19 protein-coding genes are annotated in these 19,230 nt (G+C 62.8%); 11 read left to right on the top strand and 8 right to left on the bottom strand.

What is annotated here, in order from left to right; all coding sequences use genetic code 11:
- From BLS13_RS13545 to lhgO, 5 genes are all read right to left on the bottom strand, one after another.
- Positions 1–266 (bottom strand): dienelactone hydrolase family protein (locus tag BLS13_RS13545; RefSeq protein ID WP_218123288.1); only part of this gene is annotated, 266 nt, incomplete at its 3' end.
- A 426-nt stretch (positions 267–692) separates the two neighbouring features.
- A complete protein-coding gene (gene modA, locus BLS13_RS13535; protein WP_093452858.1) occupies positions 693–1,454 on the bottom strand; it encodes a molybdate ABC transporter substrate-binding protein in 762 nt (253 codons plus the stop codon).
- A 217-nt stretch (positions 1,455–1,671) separates the two neighbouring features.
- Complete coding sequence (locus tag BLS13_RS13530) at positions 1,672–3,618, bottom strand: ATP-binding protein (RefSeq protein ID WP_093452810.1); 1,947 nt, start codon at positions 3,616–3,618, stop codon at positions 1,672–1,674.
- A 125-nt stretch (positions 3,619–3,743) separates the two neighbouring features.
- Positions 3,744–4,070 carry an antibiotic biosynthesis monooxygenase family protein gene (locus BLS13_RS13525; RefSeq protein WP_093452808.1) on the bottom strand — a complete coding sequence of 109 codons (327 nt, stop codon included), beginning with the start codon at positions 4,068–4,070 and terminating at the stop codon, positions 3,744–3,746.
- Positions 4,071–4,086: 16 nt separating this feature from the next.
- Positions 4,087–5,397, bottom strand: a complete 1,311-nt coding sequence (gene lhgO, locus BLS13_RS13520) for an L-2-hydroxyglutarate oxidase (RefSeq protein WP_256325871.1) — start codon at positions 5,395–5,397, stop codon at positions 4,087–4,089.
- Positions 5,398–5,626: 229 nt separating this feature from the next.
- Between lhgO and ccoN the strand changes: the two genes are divergently transcribed.
- The 10 genes from ccoN to BLS13_RS13470 all read left to right on the top strand — a co-directional run bounded on the left by ccoN (position 5,627) and on the right by BLS13_RS13470 (position 14,477).
- Complete coding sequence (ccoN, locus tag BLS13_RS13515; protein ID WP_093452854.1) at positions 5,627–7,276, top strand: cytochrome-c oxidase, cbb3-type subunit I; 1,650 nt, start codon at positions 5,627–5,629, stop codon at positions 7,274–7,276.
- An 11-nt stretch (positions 7,277–7,287) separates the two neighbouring features.
- Positions 7,288–8,022, top strand: a complete 735-nt coding sequence (ccoO, locus tag BLS13_RS13510; RefSeq protein WP_093452807.1) for a cytochrome-c oxidase, cbb3-type subunit II — start codon at positions 7,288–7,290, stop codon at positions 8,020–8,022.
- Entirely contained in the window at positions 8,019–8,183 is a 165-nt protein-coding gene (locus BLS13_RS13505) for a cbb3-type cytochrome c oxidase subunit 3 (RefSeq protein ID WP_081912097.1), read from the top strand. The genes ccoO and BLS13_RS13505 overlap by 4 nt, the downstream gene beginning before the upstream one ends.
- The gene (ccoP, locus tag BLS13_RS13500; RefSeq protein WP_093452805.1) at positions 8,176–9,045 is read left to right on the top strand and encodes a cytochrome-c oxidase, cbb3-type subunit III; all 870 of its coding nucleotides are present in this window, start codon (positions 8,176–8,178) and stop codon (positions 9,043–9,045) included. The genes BLS13_RS13505 and ccoP overlap by 8 nt, the downstream gene beginning before the upstream one ends.
- Positions 9,042–10,496, top strand: a complete 1,455-nt coding sequence (gene ccoG, locus BLS13_RS13495) for a cytochrome c oxidase accessory protein CcoG (RefSeq protein WP_093452803.1) — start codon at positions 9,042–9,044, stop codon at positions 10,494–10,496. The genes ccoP and ccoG overlap by 4 nt, the downstream gene beginning before the upstream one ends.
- 2 nt (positions 10,497–10,498) lie before the next feature.
- Entirely contained in the window at positions 10,499–10,942 is a 444-nt protein-coding gene (locus tag BLS13_RS13490; RefSeq protein ID WP_093452801.1) for a FixH family protein, read from the top strand.
- Positions 10,939–13,059 (top strand): heavy metal translocating P-type ATPase, encoded by a 2,121-nt coding sequence (locus BLS13_RS13485; RefSeq protein WP_093452800.1) that lies wholly within the window; start codon positions 10,939–10,941, stop codon positions 13,057–13,059. Before BLS13_RS13490 ends, BLS13_RS13485 begins: the two co-directional genes overlap by 4 nt.
- On the top strand, positions 13,056–13,217 hold the full coding sequence (ccoS, locus tag BLS13_RS13480) for a cbb3-type cytochrome oxidase assembly protein CcoS (RefSeq protein WP_093452798.1): 162 nt from the start codon (positions 13,056–13,058) through the stop codon (positions 13,215–13,217). The genes BLS13_RS13485 and ccoS overlap by 4 nt, the downstream gene beginning before the upstream one ends.
- Before the next feature lie 259 nt (positions 13,218–13,476).
- Positions 13,477–14,001: a hypothetical protein gene (locus tag BLS13_RS13475; RefSeq protein WP_143011952.1), complete on the top strand. Its 525-nt coding sequence runs from the start codon at positions 13,477–13,479 to the stop codon at positions 13,999–14,001.
- A gap of 221 nt (positions 14,002–14,222) precedes the next feature.
- Positions 14,223–14,477 carry a hypothetical protein gene (locus tag BLS13_RS13470; RefSeq protein WP_093452795.1) on the top strand — a complete coding sequence of 85 codons (255 nt, stop codon included), beginning with the start codon at positions 14,223–14,225 and terminating at the stop codon, positions 14,475–14,477.
- 47 nt (positions 14,478–14,524) lie between these two features.
- On the opposite strand, the gene BLS13_RS13465 is transcribed toward BLS13_RS13470, so the two are convergent.
- The 3 genes from BLS13_RS13465 to BLS13_RS21065 are packed head-to-tail and all read right to left on the bottom strand — an operon-like array spanning position 14,525 to position 18,811.
- Positions 14,525–16,522, bottom strand: coding sequence for a tetratricopeptide repeat-containing sulfotransferase family protein (locus tag BLS13_RS13465; protein ID WP_093452794.1), 1,998 nt, complete (start codon positions 16,520–16,522; stop codon positions 14,525–14,527).
- Positions 16,522–18,087 (bottom strand): 2OG-Fe(II) oxygenase family protein, encoded by a 1,566-nt coding sequence (locus tag BLS13_RS13460; RefSeq protein ID WP_256325870.1) that lies wholly within the window; start codon positions 18,085–18,087, stop codon positions 16,522–16,524. The genes BLS13_RS13465 and BLS13_RS13460 overlap by 1 nt, the downstream gene beginning before the upstream one ends.
- Positions 18,059–18,811 (bottom strand): aspartyl/asparaginyl beta-hydroxylase domain-containing protein, encoded by a 753-nt coding sequence (locus BLS13_RS21065; protein ID WP_256325869.1) that lies wholly within the window; start codon positions 18,809–18,811, stop codon positions 18,059–18,061. The genes BLS13_RS13460 and BLS13_RS21065 overlap by 29 nt, the downstream gene beginning before the upstream one ends.
- 33 nt (positions 18,812–18,844) lie before the next feature.
- On the opposite strand from BLS13_RS21065, the gene BLS13_RS21060 reads away from it, so the two are divergent.
- A complete protein-coding gene (locus BLS13_RS21060; RefSeq protein ID WP_256325868.1) occupies positions 18,845–19,081 on the top strand; it encodes a hypothetical protein in 237 nt (78 codons plus the stop codon).
- The last annotated feature ends 149 nt before the right edge of the window (positions 19,082–19,230 follow it).

The following is a 19,230-nucleotide window of genomic DNA, read 5'->3' as shown; positions in this document are numbered from 1 at the left end:
TTGGCGCGGTTGAGCCCCATGATGTGCGGGATGACTTCCTGCATCTTGTCATAGCCGATCACCGGATCGCCGCTGCGATGGAACACATGCGGCGCCACCGCGACATATCCTTCCGCGGCAAGCCGCCCGCACACATCCATGATGTGGTCGGTGATGCCGAACGCCTCCTGGATCACGATGACAGCGCCCTTAATCGCCCCTTCGGGCTTCACCTCATAGAGCTTCATCTGAGCCCCGGCACTGTCGATCGTCCGAGTTTCGGCCATCAGTATCTCTCTCCAGAATATGTCAGTCAACTGACAGAATAGTGCGACGCCCTATTCCTGTCAATGCGACTCCCGTCCGCTTTTGCGGGCTGTCATTGCTCTATATCAGATTTTGGGAGTGCGGCGGGCGCATTATGCCATGTGCAACGCCCCTTGCCCAAGGAGTTCAGGGCGCGATCAGCCGCCTATCAATCATTCGTACAGCATGAATGCCGCAACCCGCGGTCGCAAACAGCGACGCCGCCTTGGCACTCGGCAGCAACGTCACTCTCACAGCGCCCATTGTCTTGCGGGCGATCGCCCCTGAGCGGCGACCGGCACGACCGATTCTTCGAATCGAATGCGATCGCCCGCCCCTGCATAGCCATCTCGGACGGCGGCAGAGGGTGGCGATCGACTGAACCGACCTATCTTATGAGCAGTCGATCAGCGCGTTTCATAGCCATAGCGCTTGATGATCGCGATGGCCTGCGGCGATTTAAGGAATTTGACGAAGGCGAGCGCGGCGGGATTCTTCTGCCCCGTCTTCAGCAGGATCGCCTGCTGATCGATCGGCGCATGGAGTTTTGCCGGAACCAGCCAGCGCGATCCGCCCGGTTCGCCGACAACCTGGCTTTGTGCCACGAATCCGATCTCGGCAGCCCCGGTCGCCACGAACTGATAGGCCTGTGTGATCGAACTTCCCTGCACGATCTTCGGGGTGAGCGCTTCATAGAGGCCCAGCTTCTTCATCACCTGGACCGCGGCGACCCCATAAGGCGCGGCCGCCGGATCGGCGATCGCGATCTTTTCGAACCCGCCGCGCTTCAGGATGGCGCCAGCCCCGTCGACGACACCGGGCTTGGCCGAATATAAAACGAGCCGGCCAATCGCATAAGTGAAGCGGCTGCCCGGTACGCCCAGCCCTTCCTGTTCCGCGCGCATCGGCCGGTCGGCATCGGCCGACAGGAACACTTCAAACGGAGCCCCGTGTGACATCTGCGTGTAGAATGCCCCGGACGATCCGAAGCTCAATATCGCATTGTGCCCCGTCGCCTTGGCAAAGGCCGCAGCAATTTCCTTGGCCGGTTCGGTGAAATTGGCGGCGACGGCGATCTGACTTTCGGCCGCCGCGACGGGCCCCGCAAAGGCAAGCGACAGGAAGCCTGCCACCCCGATCCATATGTGGCGACGGGTAGGGTTCCGCATGATCATTCCCTCATTACGCAAGCTGCTAACGCACTATGGCGCGTCGAAGATTCTAACACGCCCGCTTTGGCATCGCTATATCCTGTAATATACATAGATCGGTACAGAAATCTGACCTGTAAGCAACCCTTCAGGTCAATTCGACTTCGAATTTTCAGCGGATTCTTGACGTCTATGCAGGCTGCGGAAGCACCACAACTAACCGCGGAAGTCCGGTTCAGACACCGAGAGTCTGTCTGATCGCGCTCACAAGTTCGGCACTGCTGAAGGGCTTGAGCAGCTTGAGCGTTTCCTGGGGGAGTTCATCGACCTCGGTGACGTAGCCGGTCACCAGCAAGATCGGCAGCCCTGGCCACCGGCTTTTTACCGCACGGATCAGATCGCTTCCGGACCGATATGGCATCACGAAATCGGTCACGATCACGTCGAAATCCGATCGGCTGCTCAGGATATCCAGGGCTTCGTCGACGCTGCTTGCCTCGACGACCTCCTGCCTGATTTCCCTTAACATATCGGCTGTCGACCGCCGAACCGCCTCGTCGTCGTCGACCAGCAGAATCCGTCCCGGCGGCAAGCCGAAATCTCCGGCCGGCTCAATGGCATCACGAAAGGCCTCGTCGCTGGCGGGAAGGATGATCATGGCCGAGGTGCCCTCGCCCGGCCTGCTCGTCAGCTGCAGCGTACCGCCGGACTGGGCTGCAAAACCGTGCACCATCGACAACCCCAGACCCGTGCCCTTTTCCGCCGATTTTGTGGTAAAAAACGGCTCTGTCGCCTGCCGCATGGTCTCCTCGTCCATCCCCGCGCCCGTGTCGACGATCTCGACATAGACATAATCGTTCGCGACAAGGCTCGTGATTCGCGCAGCGGTCGGGACACCCGCGGAAATGCGCAACAGCCCGCCCGATGGCATCGCGTCGCGCGCATTGATCACAAGGTTCAATATCGCCAGTTCAAGCTGCGCCGGATCGGCGCGCGCCGGCCGCAATAGCGCCGGCACCTCAATCTGGAGCCGAATCGAGGGAGTCAGCGACCGGTTGATCAGATCGGCCATGCCATGCAGCAATCGGGCAATATCGACAGGCTTTGGTGTCAGCGATTGCTTTCGCGAATAAGCGAGAAGGCGGGCGACCAGCGATTTCGCCCGCTCCGCGCTCGTCATCGCATTTTCGACATAACGCTTCAGGCGTTCATCCGTCGTGCGTCTGCCGATCAGTTCGAGGCCGCCCAGGATCGGGGTCAGCAGGTTGTTGAAATCATGCGCGATACCACCGGTGAGCCGCCCAAGCGCCTCCATCCGCTGGCTTTGCAGCTGCGCCTGCTCGGCCCGGCGCGCCTGTTTCAAATCCTGCGCCAGGATCCGGGCGAGCAGCGCGATCAGCAGCACGCATATCAGCGCAGCGGCGACCAACAGCAGCAGCGCATGTTCGAGCGGAGCGGTAAAGTCCCGCGCAGGGGCGGTTATGCGTACGGCCCACGCCGTTCCCGCCACGGGCGCCCAGCTTTCCACTGGCGCCGCATCGCTGTCGGCCACTGACGGGCTGCCCTGCGAGACTGCCGCCGTCTGGCCCGCGGCATCGACCACCGACGCCCCCCACCCCGCGGGCAACGGCTCGAACCGCAGCAATTCCCGCAGGCTGGCCGCCGTAACGACCGCGGAAACGACGAATCGGACCTTCTCATGGTCGGGCACCGGCGCCCGGACGGCGAAGGCAAGCCTGCCTTCGGGCCCCTTTACGACACTGCCGATCGCCGGCCGGCCGGTGGCGACGACCCGCACCAGGCTCGCCGGCTCGACGACAGGCCCGTGCGGCTTCCGGCCGATCACCAAAGGCGCGTCGATGATCCGCCGGCCCTGAGGGTCGGCAACCGAGACGGTCCACCAGTCCGGTTGCGTCCTGATGATGTGCCCGACGACCAGCCTGAAGCGCGGCACATCGACGTCCCCGCCATCGAAGACCGGCGAGCGTGCCAGCATCTCGACGGCGCGGACATGGCTCTGCAGCTTGACGCCGACCAGCGCGGCGGCAAAACGGGCGTCGGTACGGGCCTTCTGCTCGACCGCCTGCCGCTCGTTGCTCAGCATGATGGCGCCGAACGTTCCCCCCAGCGCGATCACGGGCAGCAGCCCGGCGGTCACCAGAAGCAGGATCGAACGACGCACCGGCTAAAACGCTCCTCTAAGAGTTTGCAAATGCGCCCTGGGCGCTTTTGCTGGCACGGGCCCGTTCCCCCCCTGCCGATGCTATCCGGTCGGGCACCAATCGGCCAGCCCCGGCATTCCCCCCGTCAGCGGGACGATCGAACCAGCAGATCGTCGATCACCGTCATGGTGAAGATGGGATCGGCATCGGCCGGCACCTCCGCGATCGCATCGACGAACGCCGCCCGCGTCGCCGGATCGTCATAGACCATCTTCTGATCGAACGCCGCGCGCCAGGTCGCCTCGTCCGGCCACTCGGCATAGCCCACGAACCGCCCATCGGCATCGCGGTGAAGGCGGGGACCCAAGCTGCCATAGCGCTCCCTGATCAGGTCGGTGCCACGACGCCAGGCCCCGCGAAATTGCTCTTCCTTGCCGGGATGAACCCGCCACCAGTAAACCGCGACGAACATCTGGTTGCCCTTCCTCTCACAAGATCGGCTGCCCGCGCGACGGTTCCGCGATCGCCGGTCCCTGCTGCAGCACAGCCTCGGCGATCATCGATCCGATCGGCAGCGCGGATGTCGCGGCCGGCGACGGCGCGTTGCAGACGTGGATCGAACGGGCGGTGTTGCGCAGCAGGAAATCCTGGACGATGCTTCCATCGCGCATCACCGCCTGGGCTCGGATCCCGGCCGGTTCGGGCCGCAGATCGGCCAGCTCCAGCGACGGGCAATATTTGCGGCACGCTTCCAGATAATATCGCTTGAGCAGCGAATTGCGCATCTCGACAAGCCCCGCACCCAGATGGGTGCCGATCATCCGCCAGAAGCCGGGAAAGCGCAGGTAATTGGCGATGTCGCGCCAATCGATCGCGAATTTGGCATATTTCTCGCGCGCCAGGCCCAGCACGGCGTTCGGCCCGACCGTCATGCCACCGTCGATCATGCGGGTCAGATGGATGCCGAGGAACGGCAGGTCCGGATCCGGCACGGGATAGATCAATGTCTTGGCAACGCCCGCTTTGGCGGCAGGCAGCCGATAATATTCACCGCGAAAGGGGATGATTCGGAAGTCCGGCTCGATCCCACCCAAGCGGGCAATCCGATCGGCCTGCAATCCGGCGCAGGCCACAAGCTGGCGCGCGCTCCATGATCGCTCGCCGGCATGCACCATCACCTGGGAGTCCGTCTCGACGATCGCCGTCACCGCTACGTTCAGCTCGATACGCCCGCCAAGGGCCAATATGCGCGCAGCCATCGCGCGGCACATCGCCGGATAGTCGACAATGCCCGTCGAGGGGATGAACAACGCGCCGAGCCCGGTGATGTCGGGTTCACGCCGCATCAATTCCGTGCCGTCGATGCGCTCGCATGCGATGTTGTTCGCGCCGCCCCGCACCTGCAGCATATCCAGGCGGGACAATTCGAGCGCATTGGTCGCGACGATCATCTTGCCGCATATCTCATGCGCCACCCCATGCGCCCGGCAGAAGGCGACCGTAGCCAGCGCACCCTGTCGGCACAGCTTCGCCTTGAGGCTGCCCGGCGCATAATAGATGCCCGAGTGGATCACGCCGCTATTATGGCCGGTCTGGTGGCGTGCGACCCCCGCCTCCTTCTCGAGCAACACCAAGGCTGCACCGGGGCGGCGCTCGAGCAATTGCAGTGCCGTCGCCAGCCCGATTATGCCGCCACCGATGATGCAATAGTCATCCATCGCGCCATGATAAGCGGCGCTCCACCGGCGGGCAATGAAGCGCCCCGATCCGCAACCGCCACCATCGTTCGGACCACACATGCGGTGGCGAGATTCGACAAGAGATTCGGCCGATATACCAGCCTGCGTCCAACGGTTGCGTATATCTTCGTATATCGGCGCTCCAACGATCCGGAGAAAAGCCGCTGACCAGGATTTCCGCTGCGGGAGGCCTTGGGGGGGCATCGACAGGCTGATCCTTTGATCTGGCGCAATGCCGCTCCGAGCCAAGTCGAGCATTGCGGCGCCGCATGATCAGACGAGGGTGACGATGGAAACTATAGTGATGAAGGCGGGGGCGTGGCTTTTGGCCCTTGCGCTCGCGGTCGCCGGGGCGGCCGTCGCGGTGGATGCCGCCTTCGCTGCGCAGATGTGGATCCTTGCCGCGGCAGCTTTGGTCGGTTTATGCGTGATGCTCGCGCGTACCGACTATGATGCGGCGCTCGGCCTCGTGGTGCGGCCCAAGGCTACCGGCTATTATGACGACGTGATCCGCTGGGGCGTGATCGCGACCGTGTTCTGGGGTTTGGCCGGCATGCTCGTCGGCGTTTATATTGCGCTGCAGCTGGCTTTTCCGCAGCTCAACCTCGGCCTCGAATATACCACCTTCGGCCGGCTGCGGCCGCTGCACACGTCGGCGGTGATCTTCGCCTTTTGCGGCAACGCGCTGATCGCATCGAGCTTCTGGGTGGTGCAGCGGACATGCCGCGCGCGGCTGGCCTTCCCCAAACTCGCCGATTTCGTGTTCTGGGGCTACCAGCTCTTCATCATCCTCGCGGCGACCGGCTATCTGCTCGGCATCACCGAGGGCAAGGAATATGCCGAGCCCGAATGGTATGCCGATATCTGGCTGACGATCGTCTGGGTCAGCTATCTCGCGGTGTTCCTGGGCACGATCGTCCGGCGCAAGGAACCGCATATCTACGTCGCAAACTGGTTCTATCTGTCGTTCATCGTGACGATCGCGATGCTGCATCTGGTCAACAATCTCAGCATGCCGGTCAGCTTGCTGGGGTCGAAGAGCTATTCGGCCTTCTCCGGCGTGCAGGATGCGCTCACCCAATGGTGGTATGGCCATAACGCGGTCGGCTTCTTCCTGACTGCCGGCTTCCTTGGCATGATGTATTATTTCGTGCCCAAGCAGGCCGAACGGCCCGTGTACAGCTACCGGCTGTCGATCGTCCACTTCTGGTCGCTGATCTTCCTCTACATCTGGGCGGGCCCGCACCACCTTCATTATACGGCGCTGCCCGATTGGGCGCAGACGCTCGGTGAAGTCTTCTCGATCATGCTGTGGATGCCCAGCTGGGGCGGCATGATCAACGGCCTGATGACGCTCAACGGCGCGTGGGACAAGGTCCGCACCGATCCGATCATCCGCATGATGGTGGCGGCTTTGGCCTTCTACGGCATGAGCACGTTCGAGGGACCGATGATGTCGGTCAAGACGGTCAACTCGCTGTCGCATTATACCGACTGGACGATCGGCCATGTCCATTCCGGCGCGCTGGGCTGGAACGGCATGATCACCTTCGCCACCATTTATTATCTGGTGCCGCGCCTGTGGGGCAGGACCCGGCTTTACTCGGTACGCATGATCAACTGGCACTTCTGGACCGCGACGCTGGGGATCGTGCTCTACATCTCGTCGATGTGGGTGGCGGGCATCATGCAGGGGCTGATGTGGCGCGAATATGGGCAGGACGGCTATCTCGTCTATGCCTTTGTCGACGTCGTCGCAGCGATGAAGCCTTATTATCTGATCCGCGCGACCGGTGGCCTGCTCTACCTCAGCGGTTCGGTCATCATGGCCTGGAACGTCTATCAGACGATCCGCGGTCGCCTGCGCGACGAAGCCCCCCTTGCCGCCACTCCCTATGACGCTGCGCTGGACCGTCCGCTCCAGCCGCAGGCCGCGTGAAGGAACGCCCGATGGCCACCAAATTCTTCGACCATGGCAAGATCGAGCGCAACGTCACGCTGCTGCTCGTCCTCGCCCTCATCACCGTCGCGATCGGCGGCATCGTCGAGATCGCCCCGCTCTTCTGGATCGACTCGACGGTCGAAAAGGTACAGGGCATGCGCCCCTACACCCCGCTCGAGCTTGCCGGCCGCAACGTCTACATCCGCGAAGGCTGCTACAATTGCCACAGCCAGATGATCCGTCCGTTCCGCGACGAGGTCGAACGCTACGGCCATTACAGTCTGGCGGCGGAGAGCATGTACGACCACCCGTTCCAATGGGGATCGAAGCGCACCGGGCCGGATCTGGCGCGGGTGGGCGGCCGCTATTCGGATGAATGGCACGTCCAGCATCTCACCGACCCGCGCTCGGTGGTGCCCGAATCGATCATGCCGCCTTATGCGTTCCTGAAAGATCGCGAACTCGATGCCCGCCACCTCGACGATCATCTGCGCGCGTTGCGCAAGGTCGGCGTGCCGTACACCGATGCCGATGTCAGCAAGGCGGTCGAGGATGCGATGGCGCAGGCCGATCCCGATGCCGACAGCGCCGATCTGAAGAAGCGCTATCCCAAGGCGCAGGCCCGCGATTTCGACGGCGATCCGAAGAAGGTCACCGAAATGGATGCTTTGGTGGCCTATCTGCAGATGCTGGGCACGCTCGTTGATACCAGATCCGCCGAACCGATGGAGAAGGCGCGATGATGTACGACGCGCTGCGCCATGCCGCCGATACGTGGGGCATGATCTTCCTCGGCCTGATTTTCCTGCTCGCGCTCTGGTTCGCCCTGCGTCCTTCGGCACGATCGCGGCACGAAGACGCAAGCCTGATCCCCTTCCGTGACGAAAGTCCTCTCGATGACTGAGCGCAAGATCGATGAAGCCACCGGCGTGCCCACCATGGGCCATGAATGGGATGGCATAGAAGAACTCGACAATCCGATGCCGCGCTGGTGGCTGTGGACCTTCTACGCCTGCATCGCCTTTGCGATCGGCTATTGCATCGCCTATCCGGCGATCCCGCTGCTGCATCGCTCGTCGGCGGGCATGCTCGGCTGGACCAGCCATGGCCAGCTCGCCGCCGAAACCGCGAAGGCCGAAGCCGCGCGGGCGTCGACCCGGGCCGCGCTCGCCACCGTCGACATCACCACGCTCGATCCGCATTCGCCGCTGATGCACGCGGCGATCGAGGGCGGCCGCGCGGCGTTCAAGATCAATTGCGTGCAGTGCCACGGATCGGGCGCCGCGGGCGGCAAGGGCTATCCCAACCTCAACGATGACGACTGGCTGTGGGGCGGCAGCCGCGCCGCGATCCACCAGACCCTCTTGCACGGCATTCGCCAGCCCGGCGACGATGCGACGCGGATGTCGCAGATGCCCGCTTTTGGTCGCGATGGCATTCTCAAGCCCGAGGAAATCCAGGACGTCGTTTCGTTCGTGCGCACCGTCTCGCACCAGCAGGCCAATAACCTGTCCGCGCAGCGCGGCGCGGCGCTGTTTGCCACCAACTGCGCCGTTTGCCACGGCCCGGATGCGAAGGGCGGCCGCCAATTCGGCGCGCCCAACCTCACCGACGGCATCTGGCTTTATGGCGGCGATCGCGACACGATCACCGCGACTGTCACCAATGCGCGCTATGGCGTGATGCCGGCCTGGAGCCAGAAGCTCGATCCGGCGACGATCAACATGCTGACGGCCTATGTACATTCGCTGGGCGGCGGCGAATGAACATGATTCCGCCCAACCTGCCTCCAAAGGGTGGGCGGCTCTACGCCAGCCGCGCGGATATCTTTCCGCGCGCCGTCGACGGTTTTTTCCGGCGGCTCAAATGGCAGGTGATGGCCTTCACGCTGGCCGTTTATTATCTGACGCCGTGGCTGCGATGGAACCGCGGCGCTTTTGCACCCGATCAGGCGGTGCTCGTCGATCTCGCCCATCGCCGCTTCTATTTCTTCGCGATCGAGATCTGGCCGCACGAATTCTATTTCGTCGTCGGCCTGCTGGTGATGGCCGGGATCGGCCTGTTCCTCGTCACCTCCACCGTCGGGCGTGCATGGTGCGGCTATGCCTGCCCGCAGACAGTGTGGACCGATCTGTTCCTCCACATCGAACGCGCGATCGATGGCGATCACAATGCCCAGATCCGCCTCAAGAAGGCGCCCTGGACATTATCGAAGATCGGCCGTCGCGTGCTCAAGCATGGCGCCTGGCTGACGGTCGGCCTGCTCACCGGCGGCGCCTGGATATTCTATTTCGCCGACGCGCCGACGCTCGCTTATGATCTGTTCGCCGGTCACGCCGCCTTCGTGGCCTATGCCACGATCGCGATCCTTACCGCGACGACCTATATATTCGGCGGTTTCATGCGCGAGCAGGTCTGCAACTATATGTGCCCCTGGCCGCGCATTCAGGGCGCGATGCTCGACGAACGTTCGCTGGTCGTCACCTATAAGGACTGGCGCGGCGAACCTCGCAGCCATGGTCTCAAGCGCAGCGATCACAGCGCGCCCAGCGGCGACTGCATCGATTGCCAGGCCTGTGTCCAGGTTTGCCCGGCCGGCATCGATATTCGCGACGGCAACCAATATGCCTGCATCACCTGCGCCTTGTGCATCGATGCCTGCGACGAGATGATGGCAAAGGTCGGGCGCCCGCGCGGCCTGATCGACTATGCCACCCTCGAGGACTGCAAGGCCGAGGCCGCCGGTGCGCCGCCGGTCCCCGTCATCCGCACGATCCTGCGGCCGCGGACGATCGCCTATTTCTCCGTATGGGGTGCCGTCGGGCTGGCGATGATGTTCGCGCTCAGCGCGCGCACCCGGCTCGATCTGGCGGTCGGCCATGATCGCAATCCGCTGTATGTACAACTCTCCGACCGGACGATCCGCAACGCCTATACGATCAAGCTGCGCAACATGGAATCGCGCCCGCGCAAGGTGCATCTCGCCATAGCCGGACTGCCTGGCGCCACCATGTGGGATTCGCTCGCCGACGACCGCACGGCGACGCCCGCGCTCGACTTCACCGTCGCGCCCGATCAGGTCGACATTCATCGGATCTATGTCCGCGCGAGCGCCGATGGCGAAGAAGCCGCCCGCTTCACCTTCATATTGACCGCGATCGACGGCGAAAAGGCCATCGCCCGCGACGAAGCCCGTTTCGACCGTCCGGAGAAATAGCCATGACCCGCACCTTTACCGGTCGCCACATGTTGATGCTCACGGTGAGCTTTTTCGGCGTCATCATCGCCGTCAACATGGTCATGGCGACCTTCGCCGCCCGCACCTTCGGCGGCACGATCGTCGACAACAGCTATGTGGCGAGCCAGCAATATAACCACTGGCTCGACGAAGCCCACGCGCAGCAGGCGCTCGGCTGGCAACTGACCGCGGAGCGTGACGGCGATCATGCCGTGGTCATGCTGCCTTCGGTTCCGGATGCACGGATCGATGCGACCGCTATCCATCCGCTGGGCCGGCTGCCCGACATGAATCTGCATTTCCAGCCGATCGCACCCGGGCGTTACCGGTCGATCGAAGCGCTGCCTGCAGGCCGCTGGCGGCTGGAACTGCGGGTCCGCCAGGGCGATCGCGAAGGCCGCTTCATCGACGAGGTCCCGGCATGAGCGCAGTTGTCGAACATAGCGAGTTCAGCTTGCCCGGCATTCGTTGCGCGGGCTGCATTTCCAAGATCGAAAATGGTCTTGGCCATATGCCCGGCGTGGTCGGCGCGCGGGTCAATTTGACCGCGAAAAAAGTGGCGATCGACCATCGCCCCGATGTCGACGTGCCGGCATTGCGCGAGGCGTTGATATCGCTCGGCTTTACCGCCGAGCCGGTGCTCGTGCAGAGCGACAATGCGAACGATCGCGCGGAAAGCCGCCGGCTGCTGAAGGCGCTGGGTGTCGCCGGCTTCGCGGCGATGAACATCATGCTGCTGTCGGTATCGATCTGGTCTGGCGCCGATGGCCCGACGCGGCAGCTTTTCCACTGGCTGTCGGCGCTGATCGCGATGCCGACCGTCGCCTATGCCGGCCAGACCTTCTTCCGCTCGGCCTGGGGGGCGCTCAAGCACGGGCGCACCAACATGGACGTACCGATCTCGATCGGCGTCCTGCTCGCCACCAGCCTCAGCCTGTTCGAGACGATCACCGGCGGCCCGCATGCCTATTTCGACGGCGCGGTGTCGCTGATCTTCTTCCTGCTCGCCGGCCGTTTCCTCGACAGCGCGATGCGCGATCGCGCACGTGACGGGGCAAGCGCGCTGCTGCGCCAGACAGCACCCGGCGGCATGATCGCGCAGGCCGATGGCACGACGGCCTGGCTTGCGGCGGAGGCAATCAGGCCCGGCATGAATCTGCTGGTCAGCGCCGGCGAGCGGTTTGCCGCCGACGGCACGGTCGAGCAGGGCGCGAGCAGTGTCGACCGGTCGCTCGTCACCGGCGAAAGCCGAGCCGAGCCGGTCGAGCGCGGCACCAGGGTGATCGCCGGATCGCTCAACCTCACCGATCCGCTCACGGTGCGCGTCACCGCCGCCGGCCCCGATACCGCCATCGCCGGCATGGCGCGGCTGATGGAAGCCGCAGGCCAGGGCCGTTCGCGCTACGTGCGGATCGCCGATCGCGCCGCGCGTTATTATGCGCCGGCGGTGCATACGCTCGCCGCCGCCAGCTTTATCGGCTGGATGATCATGGGTGCGGGCTGGCACCAGTCGCTGCTGATCGCGGTCGCCGTGCTGATCGTGACCTGCCCCTGCGCGCTCGGGCTCGCGGTGCCGGTCGCGCAGGTGGTCGCGTCGGGCGCGCTCATGCGCCGGGGCCTGCTGGTCAAGGACGGCTCCGCACTCGAACGGCTGGCGGAGGCGGACCGGGTCCGTTTCGACAAGACCGGCACGCTCACGCTTGGCCGTCCCGATCTGGTCGGCACCATCGATCTCGATCCCGGCGAACAATCGCTCGCGCTCGCGCTCGCCCGCGCCAGCCGCCATCCACTCTCGCAGACATTGGCGCGCACGCTCGAGCAAATGGGCGTGCGGCCGGCGGAACTGGCCAACCTGCGCGAAACTCCCGGCTTCGGCATGGAGGCGATGGCCGACGGCAAGAGAATCCGCCTTGGCCGGCCGCAATGGGCCGGCGCTCCCGCTGCCGCCGACGATGCGTTGAGCTGCGGTTTCAGCGTCGAAGGCGGTACGGCGCACCGGATCCGCTTCGCCGACCATCTGCGCCCCGATGCCGTCGAGGCGGTCGCACGCATGGCCGGCATGGCGCTCGATCCGGTAATATTGTCAGGTGATCGCCGCGAAGCGGTCGCGCCGATCGCGGGCGAACTTCATGTCCCCGCCGTCGTCGGCATGACCCCCGATGAAAAACTTCGGGCAATCGAACGCCTGACGAGGGCCGGCCACCGCGTATTGATGGTGGGTGACGGGCTCAACGACGGCCCGGCCCTCGCGGCCGGCCATGTCTCGATGGCGCCGTCTTCGGCAAGCGACGTTGGCCAGACGGCGGCCGACATCGTCTTCCTGGGTGACAGCCTGCTGCCCGTGCCGATTGCCGTCGCCGCGGCGCACCGGACGATGCGGGTCGTGCGGCAGAATTTCGCGATGGCGATCGGCTACAATATCCTCGCGGTGCCGCTGGCGATCTTCGGCCTCGTGACGCCGCTGATCGCAGCCATCGCCATGTCGACCTCCTCGATCATTGTCGTGGCCAACGCGCTGCGCCTCACCCGGTGCGCACGATGACCGGGATCGCCGTCCTCATCCCGATCGCACTGCTGCTCGGCCTGAGCGGGCTCGCGGCCTTCATGTGGTCGCTTTCCCACGGGCAGTTCGACGATCTCGAGGGCGCTGCGGTGCGCATCCTGATCGATGATGAGCTGAAGGACGGTACGCAGCCCTGACCGGGGCGGTTGCCTCAAAAACTATTGCTGGCAGGGCATCAGCGCTATCAGGGAATCCGGCCAGCCGCCCCGCCCACATCGTCTGTCGACGGCAGAAACGAAAATATTCACGCAACGCCCCGATCCGCGACAGCGCATTCTTCGGTGCCGATCAATCCGCAACGAAACAAGGGATATTGCGTAAATTGCTTAATGGCCGAATCAACACCATATATGTCGGGTGATGACCATATGTCGGATCAGGATGAGGCAGGCCGGAATGATGAACGAACAGCATCTATCAGCTGAAGCCGCACCGATATCGGACGAAGAAGCTGCGATGCGGTTGAAACACTATAATCGTGATGGTGCTTTGGGCCGGGCGCTGAACTACGCTTGGCTGATGGCGGGGCCCATCATCATCGACACGCACCACCAGGTCGGCGCAGAGCTCGTCAGGAGAGCCAAAGCCGCCACGTCGCAGGATGAACTGGCGCGGTTTCAGGTGGACAATGTCCTGAAAGATTCGCTGCAATCGCTTCAGGATCGCTTCAAACTGCCCGTCAACCTCGATTGGGTGCGGCGGGTCGCCGCTTCGGCCGTTGCCTTCCACAGCCTGTCCATTCCATCTGCCGCCATCACGACTGGCAAGGTGGAAGTGGCCAAGCGAACGGTGATCCGGATCCACGACGAATTCAGCGACAACGAGATCGCCGTGCAGGTTGTCAACACGTTGTGGACGCTCCTCGCCTTCGAAACCGAAATACTGGCTTGGAAATTCGGCGAGCTTCGGCGCGCAGGATAGGTGTTGACGGCGAAAAATCGGGCCCACTTTCGTCATCCCGGCGAAGGCCGGGTTCGAGTCTCGCAGCGCCTAAAGTTGCATGGGAACGGCCTGCCCGCAGCCAAGAGTGCGAGCAAAGGACCGGGTGCCCCAATCACCGCCGCCGCAAATTTTTCGCTGCACCGCCGCAGAATGGTGATATAGTGAGGCGATAGCGATTTATGATATTTCGAGGATTATCGATGAAAATTGTAACGTTCTTAATCTTCACGACCTCCTTGTTCATCTCCGCTGCAGCCGGAGCGCGGCACACCAAAGCAAACGACGAAGAAATGGGCGATCCGAATCGCGTGATTTGCAGAAGCGAGGTTGATACCGGCAGTCGGCTCGCCAGATCTAAACGCTGTCACACAGCAGCTGAATGGGCGCTGATCAAGCGGGAAGAGCGAATGACCGTTGATCGTGTGCAAGCCATGAAGCCATATCAGGGTCAATAACAACGGTCTCGACTGGCAATTGTAGGTGCTTCCCGATCAACGGCAAGTTACATGCCGTATCCCATTCTTTCGGCCCATGGTGCCAGGATCGGCAAGACATCCCGCATCTGATCGCGATAGCGTATCCAACGCCCGCTTGCGCGTGAGTAGATTTTTTCGGTGACTTGCGCGTAGCTTGCGGTTGGGATGTACCCGCGTGCGCGTGCAGTCTGCCGGTGATCCAGCAACCTGTCATCCCATGACAAGTCGAGAAACCCAATGAGCGGCCGGAGTGCTTGCTCTGGATCGTTTACCATGGCCTCGTAGCTCAGTACATGGACGGGCGGCGCAAGCAGTGCCCGGCATTGCTCCCAATAGCTAAGCACCTGATCGTACAGCCGCGCGGTCCCCAATAGGTCTGTGAAGTTGGCGGTTGCGGCGTTGAGCTGAAAATTGGTCATGAAGCAGCTCAGCACGACATCACACGGATGGCGCTGAGCGAAAATGAAACGCGCGTCCGGAAACAACCGAAGTGCCGCAACCATGTGCGTGCTGTTGAACGGCATTTTATCGATGACCGTGCGACCCGCAGCCTGCGGCGCTACTGCATCAACCTCCGCGAAGTACCCGGCCCGTAAAGCGGCCGCGCCCTGCGTGTCCAGATCGGCAAGCGCCCCGAACGAGCCTGCACGCTCTGCGGCGCGCGGTAGAAAAGGCTCCTCTTCCAGAACCGCGGCGTCTGGATGACCCATCAGGATCGTGTCGAGCAACGTCGTACCCGAGCGGGGAAACCCAACCAGAAATACGGGCGCGGCCCGCTCGGATTCCGATTCGACCGGGTGCCAATGGGCGATCCATTCTGCGGTGGTCGCCGCGGCCATTTGAGCAAGCTCGCGGCGATATCCCGCAGCGCCGCCGGGAGGATTTGTCGGATCAACATCGGCGGCCTGGTTCATCGCTTCGAACGCCGCAAACGCAGTAGCGGCATCGCCAAGGCGATCAGCGACATCGCCAATCAGCCACCACTTTCGGATCGGCGGCGTATCGACCGGAGCCATACGGGCAAGCGCAAGCGCCTCTTCAAGGCGACCCGCTCGGCGGAACTGTTGCGCCCGCAAAAAGGCCAGGTCGGCTGGATCAACCCCCGCAGCGTAGGCCTGATCAAGCAAAACGCCGAGTTCGTCGGCGCGGTCTGTGCGCTCGAGCAGCGAACCGAAATGTACATAGGCCGGCAGATTGGTCGGCGAGACGGCAATCGCCGCTCTGTACGCGTGCTCGGCCGCCGCATACTCCCGCAAACTGACAAAAGTCAGCCCCATCTCGACCGGAAAGCGCGGATCTTCCGGTGCAAGCTTCGCCCCTTCACCTAGCGGGACCAGGGCGTCCCGATAGCGTTCCAGCTTGTTCAGCCCCTTGGCCAGATCGAGCAATATGGCGGGGTCCCCTGGTGAAATCCTGACCGCCCGCTCCAGTGCCGCCACGCTTGCTGAAAAATCACTCTCTATCGCCAATGCGGCTGCGAGGTTGATCTGAACGGGCAAGCTATCGGGACGCAGCATTGCTGCACGCTGCAGGGCGAGAACGGCCCCGGCGCCATCTCCGTTGTCACGTCGCGCATTTCCCAGATTGTTCCAGCTCTCAAAATCGTCGGGCCATCGGGCTACGACCTTTTCATAAGCCGCGGCAGCTTCCGCCGGGCGGCCGAGTTGTTGCACCACATAACCCCGCATCCGCCATAATTCGGGAGGTATCGGTCCGGTGATATTACCAGGCGCGGTCACCGCATCGGCTTCGGCCCACGCCTTGAGCGAAATCAGCGCCGTGGCGAGATTGAGGCGCGTGGCCATGTTCGACCCATCCTGGGCCAAAGACTGACGAAGATAACCTGCGCCCTGCAAGAGATCACCGGTGCGACAGCAGATAACGCCCAGCAATTGGAGCAGCGCCGGGTGCTGCGGTTGCCCGACCAGAGCCGCTCGCCCCCGCCGGAATGCCCCGTCAAGATCCCCCCGCTGAAAGAGTTCGAACGCCTGAACGATGCTCTCATGCATAATCTTGGTGACCATTACCGATCTTCTTCTCTTACACCGGCCGCAACGTCAAATGCGACGGTCAGCCGCTCACCGCCTTCAAAGGGCAGGGTGCCGTGCCACATTGTCGAGGGAAACAGCACGAGACGACCCGGTTGCGGCTCAATCATGCGGGTCGCTGCAAGATCAAGCCCCAGCTCAGTTTGGGGTTTGCCTAGCGCAAGCCAACCTGCGGGTGCCGGACCACGTTGCGCTTCCGAAGGCAAAGCAACATAGAAAGCCGAACTCAGCCATCCATCGGGGTGGATATGATGGGCATGATGCCCCTGCGCATTGAGTCGTACCGACCAGGAACCATTGAACCTGATCACATGTGGACGCGGTTGCCCAAGTGTAGGGTGAGCCGGATCATATGGCGGCAATTGTGCGATATGTTGTGCCACAGCATCGACGATAGCTGCACGAAGAATGCAAAGTTCCGGATCGATCCGGGCAAACAGCGCACCTTCTGTTTGTGTTCCGCCCCGAACTGATTGATCGAGCTGCTGAGATGGTGCGATGTGCAGGTCTTGCAGGCACGCCGCCAGTCGATCCAGTGACGACGACATCCCCGTCAGATCGATTGTTCCGACCAGCCTGGGATCCCCCTCCAGCCAGTCCCAGCGCGGATCGCCGAGCAGGCGCCACGCGGTTCCCAGATACGGCCAGATCAAATGCGAGTCGGGATCTCCCGTCCTGCTTTCGGCGAGTGCCGCAGCCTGCTCGATCCTTCGAGTTCGCAAAAGGTGACGGATATGGCGGACTGCTACCGTCATGTCGTCCACAGCTTCCAGACTGGCAAACAACCTGTCGGCGGTCATGATATCGCCCTGCTCGGAGGCAACTATAGCTTCATTCACGTCAAAGAACAGCTGAGGACCGGCAAGCGATCGGCCGCGATGGATCACATCCCGCGCCCGATCATGTTGACCGGCATGAATCAACAGGACGATCAGCATGTGCCACAACGCCGGATCGGCCGACGCAATCGCCAGGGCACGATCGAGTGAGATTGCAAAGCTGTTGTGGTCTCCGCTCAACCAGCGCAGGTGCGACACGAGTTCATGCCCGGCCATCCAGCCCGGATTTCGGACCAGAAGATTATCGATGCCGGCAATTGCCGCTGGCAAATCGCCCTCGGCAAGCTGTGCCGAAGCCCGGCCCAGCAATATGTCCCCGTCATTTGGCGCTAATCGATGAGCGTGATCGAACAAGGCCATGGCCGGAAGACCGGCTTCAAGGGCCGTCCGGGCTCGGCCATGGGCGATCTTGGCGTCGGCTGGTGAGAGACGGGATGCACGATCGAATGCGGAAATAGCTGCAATATTTTGATCGAGCGCACGATGAAGCAACGCCTTCCACTGCCAGAGCGCCGGACTGGTTCCAACAGTTTCCGCCGCCATGGTCACCAGCGGCAACGCTTCTTCTTCGCACCGCAAAAGACTCGCCACCTCCGCCAGATCAAACGCCGCGTCACTATCGGCGGGACTATGCTCAAGTCTGGCGCGTAATTCCGCGAAGCGCCGGATCATGTCAGAGCGCGCCATCGCCACCAGCGCCATGCGTCGTCATCAGGATAGTGACCGCTTCCCGCTCGATCGGCGCGAGTCCCGGATGCCAAAGGTCGAAGATCAGCACGACTCGCAACATGCCGCTTTCATTGGCAGCCTCATGCTCGATCGTATCATCAAAAACAAAGGCTTCACCCCGACGCCAGCATCGGGTTTCCGCACCGACGCGGAACGAGCATCCGTCGGGGACGATCAGCGGCAGGTGGCAAACCAGCCGCGTGTTTGCCACACCATGATGGGGCGGAATATGCGCCCCAGGTGCAAGCAGTGAAAACATGGCGTTTGGCGAGCAATTCGGAATCCTTGGCTGCGGGATCGTCGAAAGAACGGCCATCGTAGCCTCGCAGTGCCGGGCATTAGCATCAATCCGCCGGCCATTTTGCAGGAGGTGAATCGCCGTCCACTCGCTGGAGTGATTGAGGGCTTTCCATTGGCGCAACGGAACCCCATCCGGATATTGGATATAGGGGACGAGTTCAGCACGCTCGGCGGACATCACTCGCTCAAAATCGGCAGCGATAGCATCCGTCGCAGCCTCGAGCTGCGGCAGCCAGGCAAAAAGCGTGCGGTCATGAAATTCGCGTTCGCTCAATCCGGGATAATGATAGTGGGTCGGTTCGGCATGATAGGCGCGGGTGAGCCGCAACGTGTTTGTCCGAAACCGTTTCATTCGGGCAGCTTCATCGGGTGAAGCCGCCTGCTCGGCATCGGTCATTGCCGCGGCGAGATGCGCCTCGTTGCGCGCGATATGAGTCCGATACCGTTCCGTTGCACGGCCGACCATCGCGGCCAGTTGCGGCGGAAGTGCGGCGTCGGGACGCTGGGCAAGCGCCCTGCCATAAGCCTCGCCGGCTTCGGAACTCCCCTGCCGTTCGAGAAGGCTGGCGCGGAGAAGAAGCGCCACGAAGTGGAGGGGCTCTGCGTTCAAGGCGCCGCTTGCCGCGCGCATCGCAGCCTCAATGTCACCGGCTGCCCGGCACATTGATGCGAGTTTCAACCAGCTATCGACGTCGTCCGGCTTCAGTTTAACGGCCTCGTCGAGCAACAGGCGCGCGGCCGCGACGTCACCCCGGGTCGCACAACGATCCGCCTCGGCAACAATCGTCTGAATGGAACGGGCCTCACCGGTCATTG

The sequence above is a fragment of the Sphingomonas sp. YR710 genome, from assembly GCF_900101455.1.
Classification (GTDB): Bacteria; Pseudomonadota; Alphaproteobacteria; order Sphingomonadales; family Sphingomonadaceae; genus Rhizorhabdus.
Note: the sequence above shows the minus strand (reverse complement) of the source record. Positions and strands in the feature narration are given on the sequence as shown.